Annotated in this window: 5 protein-coding genes, 1 tRNA gene, 2 other RNA genes, 1 pseudogene and 1 riboswitch; of the genes and pseudogenes, 3 read left to right on the top strand and 6 right to left on the bottom strand. The window is 54.9% G+C overall.

What is annotated here, in order from left to right; all coding sequences use genetic code 11:
• Together Q7O77_RS15960 and Q7O77_RS15965 are read left to right on the top strand one after the other, a co-directional pair.
• On the top strand, positions 1 to 512 hold a 512-nt coding region (locus Q7O77_RS15960; RefSeq protein ID WP_304169615.1), incomplete at its 5' end, for a DNA topoisomerase.
• On the top strand, positions 509 to 814 hold the full coding sequence (locus Q7O77_RS15965) for a DUF1496 domain-containing protein (protein ID WP_304169618.1): 306 nt from the start codon (positions 509 to 511) through the stop codon (positions 812 to 814). The genes Q7O77_RS15960 and Q7O77_RS15965, both read left to right, overlap by 4 nt.
• Positions 815 to 854: 40 nt before the next feature.
• On the opposite strand, the gene xthA is transcribed toward Q7O77_RS15965, so the two are convergent.
• Both xthA and Q7O77_RS15975 read right to left on the bottom strand, forming a co-directional pair.
• Positions 855 to 1,661, bottom strand: a complete 807-nt coding sequence (gene xthA / locus Q7O77_RS15970; protein ID WP_304169621.1) for an exodeoxyribonuclease III — start codon at positions 1,659 to 1,661, stop codon at positions 855 to 857.
• A 14-nt stretch (positions 1,662 to 1,675) separates the two neighbouring features.
• The gene (locus Q7O77_RS15975; RefSeq protein ID WP_304169625.1) at positions 1,676 to 1,828 is read right to left on the bottom strand and encodes a hypothetical protein; all 153 of its coding nucleotides are present in this window, start codon (positions 1,826 to 1,828) and stop codon (positions 1,676 to 1,678) included.
• Between the two features lie 65 nt (positions 1,829 to 1,893).
• Positions 1,894 to 1,989, top strand: a riboswitch (glycine riboswitch).
• Positions 1,990 to 2,008: 19 nt separating this feature from the next.
• Between Q7O77_RS15975 and Q7O77_RS15980 the strand changes: the two genes are divergently transcribed.
• Positions 2,009 to 2,629 carry a trimeric intracellular cation channel family protein gene (locus tag Q7O77_RS15980; protein ID WP_304169627.1) on the top strand — a complete coding sequence of 207 codons (621 nt, stop codon included), beginning with the start codon at positions 2,009 to 2,011 and terminating at the stop codon, positions 2,627 to 2,629.
• Between the two features lie 76 nt (positions 2,630 to 2,705).
• Here Q7O77_RS15980 and Q7O77_RS15985 read toward each other — a convergent pair.
• The 4 genes and pseudogenes from Q7O77_RS15985 to Q7O77_RS16000 form a co-directional block, all read right to left on the bottom strand.
• Positions 2,706 to 2,815: non-coding RNA, RtT sRNA (locus Q7O77_RS15985), on the bottom strand.
• A 45-nt stretch (positions 2,816 to 2,860) separates the two neighbouring features.
• Positions 2,861 to 2,985, bottom strand: a non-coding RNA gene (locus Q7O77_RS15990) — RtT sRNA.
• Positions 2,986 to 3,029: 44 nt separating this feature from the next.
• A tRNA-Tyr gene (locus Q7O77_RS15995) sits at positions 3,030 to 3,114 on the bottom strand.
• 151 nt (positions 3,115 to 3,265) lie between these two features.
• A pseudogene (locus Q7O77_RS16000) lies at positions 3,266 to 3,378 on the bottom strand (formyltetrahydrofolate deformylase); the annotation flags it as partial.

Genomic DNA, 3,378 nt, shown 5'->3' on the forward strand with positions numbered 1-3,378 from the left:
TATTGTGCGAGCGGGGCGAGGTGGTGGAACGTCAGACCCAGCCGCCGCGCCATTTTACTGATGCAACGCTATTGTCAGCCATGACCGGGATCGCGCGGTTCGTGCAGGATAAAGAGCTCAAGAAAATTCTGCGTGCGACCGATGGTTTAGGGACGGAAGCGACCCGAGCCGGAATTATCGAGCTTCTGTTCAAGCGCGCTTTTCTGGTGAAAAAAGGGCGTTACATTCACGCCAGCGAAACTGGGCGAGCGCTGATTCATTCGTTGCCGCCCAGCGCGGCGCATCCGGACATGACCGCGCACTGGGAGTCCACGCTGACTAAAATCAGTGAAAAGCAGTGTCGCTATCAGGACTTTATGCAGCCGTTGACCGACTCTCTGTGCGACATCATCCAGCAGGTCAGGCATCGTGGCAGCATGCCGTTATTACGAGGCCTGCCGCCCGCGCCCGGCAAATCGAAATCCAATAAGCGGCGTAAGTCTCAGCCCAAGGTGAAGGAGCAAAATTCATGACGGTACGATGGGGACAGTTTATGGCGGCAACGCTGCTGGCTTTGCCTCTCTGGGGGCAGGCCAACCCGGGAAGTCATACCAATACCGACATCGTGGTACCGGTGCCGCCGCAGGTGATTTGGGGCAACGGCAATAACTCGGGTCAACAGGGTAATGGTCAGCAATGTATTCGCTGCTGCACCTACCAGAACAAGCAGTATTCCGAAGGCGCGGTCATCAAGATGGAAGGCGTCTTGTTGCAGTGCGCTGAGGATAAGCAGCGGCTGAGCACCAATAATCTGGTGTGGCGGATGGTGAAATAACCGCTGGCGGGGCGGAATGACGGCCCCGCCAATATGCACGTTAGAGCGAGAACTCTGCCCAGATAGGCGCATGATCCGATGGTTTTTCCATCGCACGGATGACGTAGTCAATACCGGTGCCCGTGCAGCGCTCCGCCAGAGATTTGTCAGCCAGAATCAGGTCGATGCGCAGGCCCCGGTTGGTATCAAAACCCTTGGAACGGTAGTCGAACCACGAAAAATGGTCGTTGCAGGAAGGATTGGCGGCGCGGAACGTGTCCACCAGTCCCCAGTTTTGCAGTCGGGCCAGCCATTCACGCTCTTCCGGCAAGAAAGAACACTTACCAGTACGTAACCAACGCTTACGGTTCTCTTCCCCAATCCCAATATCCAGATCGGTCGGGCTGATATTCAGATCGCCCATGATCACCAGCGGTTGCCCTTGCGGGTGATGGTTTTCGATATAGTTCTGCAAATCCTGATAAAAGCGCGTTTTCGCAGGGAATTTCGTCGGATGGTCGCGGCTTTCTCCCTGAGGGAAATAGCCGTTGATGACGGTTAACGGCCCCTGTGCGGTGTCGATATCCGCCATGATGATGCGTCGCTGCGCGTCTTCTTCATCGGTCGGAAAACCGCGGCGGACCTCAAGCGGAGCTTTCTTCGTCAGCAGCGCCACGCCGTAATGGCCTTTCTGGCCGTGGTAAAAGACGTGATAGCCATGCTGAGCGACGTCTTCCAGCGGGAACATGTCGTCGTGTACCTTGGTTTCCTGTAGACCAATGACGTCTGGCTGGTGTTGTTCGACCACTGCGGCTAGTTGATGAGGCCGTGCCCGCAGGCCGTTGATGTTAAAAGAAACAAACTTCATGTTCGCTGCCGTTGTTATGAGAATGTGCCGTGATGGTAGCAGAAATGGCGGCGGCGAGTCACGGTCATGACCGTGCAGAAACGCCGATAGTAACCATCGATATTGGAGGGTTGATGGCGGTCGGGAGAGCCCGTATACTCCGCGACTCGCAGGAGAGAGGAGGCCATGAAAAGCCATCCCGCCGAAGGCGCAAACTCCCATAATCGCTCAGGTCACCTTACTGCATATTCTATTGACGCCAACTGGAGAGCGGTTGCCAGACAACCCACCGAAGGGGCAAGCGGCGTAAGCTGCACAAACTCTCAGGTAAAAGGACAGAGGGAGGGGCACAACCACGAGAGGCTCGTGTGCTGACCTATATCTATCTTATTGCCATTACCGCAGAAGGAATGTCCGGCGCGCTGGCGGCAGGCCGCCGCAATATGGACATTTTCGGCGTTTCACTGATCGCCTTCATCACGGCGTTGGGCGGCGGCACCGTTCGCGACATTCTCCTCGGCAATTTCCCCATTGGCTGGACACAGCATCCGGCTTACATCTACCTTACGGTCGGTGCCGGTCTGTTTACCGTCATCATCGCGCGTTTTATGCAGCATCTGCATCGCCTGTTTTTGGTATTGGACGCGATGGGGCTCATCGCATTTACCATTATTGGCTGTAATGTGGCGCTTCATCTGAATTATTCGCTGACGATTGTGGTTATCGCGGGCGTGACGACGGGGATTTTCGGCGGGATTCTACGGGATATTTTCTGCAACCGTACGCCGATGGTGCTGCGTAAAGAACTCTATGCCTGTGTTTCGCTACTGGTCGCGCTTCTTTATCTCGGTTTCCGGCATGTCGGTCTCAATCACGATATCAATCAACTGCTTTCCTTCCTTATCGGACTCGCCGTACGACTGGCGGCCATTCGTTGGTCATGGCAATTACCGGTATTCACCTATATGCCCGGACGATGGAAAGGGTAAATCAATAGCACCTGTACACCTGAAATATAGGCTCAGGATGGCATGACGCGGAAGATCGTATTTGTCGGGAACTCCCGGGTAGTGAGGGAAGGATGACTCGCCCTTCGGGCCGCACTACGTGCGTTGTCTCGCTACGCTCGACTCGAACCTTGTCGAAGGTTCTCACCTTCCCCCTAACGGGAATGGGTAACTGTTAAGTGTGAGATTAATCTAAGGAGTAATTCTTTGAGATGGTGGTGGGGGAAGGATGACTCGTCACTTCGTTCCTCGCCCTTCGGGCCGCACTACGTGCGTTGTCTCGCTACGCTCGACTCGAACCTTGTCGAAGGTTCTCACCTTCCCCCTAATGGGAACAGGTAAGTTCTTAGTATGGGATTAATTTGAGGGGGGTAATGGAAGATGGTGGTGGGGGAAGGATTCGAACCTTCGAAGTCTGTGACGGCAGATTTACAGTCTGCTCCCTTTGGCCGCTCGGGAACCCCACCACTGGCCTGAAACGTGTTTTGCGTTAAGCGGGGCGCATCATATCAAATGCCGCGCCCCTGTAAAGTCAGAACCGGTAAAATCAGATTCGTTTGCCGGTTTTTTATGCCTTCTGCCGCTGTCTTGAACAGCTGAGCGGCATGAGGCTATATGTTACAGGATGATCGTGCGATTTCCGTAGACGAAAACACGCTGAGCCAACACCTGGTAGAGCGCCCGGCTGAGGACGTTTTTCTCGACGTCGCGACCTGCGCGCATCATGTCGT

The sequence above is a fragment of the Lonsdalea britannica genome (genome assembly GCF_946477055.1).
GTDB classification, from domain to species: domain Bacteria; phylum Pseudomonadota; class Gammaproteobacteria; order Enterobacterales; family Enterobacteriaceae; genus Lonsdalea; species Lonsdalea britannica_A.

Excerpts from the sequence above, each read along its gene's own strand:
- Q7O77_RS15965 (WP_304169618.1), top strand. The coding sequence starts at position 509 with ATGACGGTACGATGGGGACAGTTTATGGCGGCAACGCTGCTGGCTTTG.
- xthA (WP_304169621.1), bottom strand. The coding sequence starts at position 1,661 with ATGAAGTTTGTTTCTTTTAACATCAACGGCCTGCGGGCACGGCCTCAT.
- Q7O77_RS15975 (WP_304169625.1), bottom strand. The coding sequence starts at position 1,828 with ATGGCCTCCTCTCTCCTGCGAGTCGCGGAGTATACGGGCTCTCCCGAC.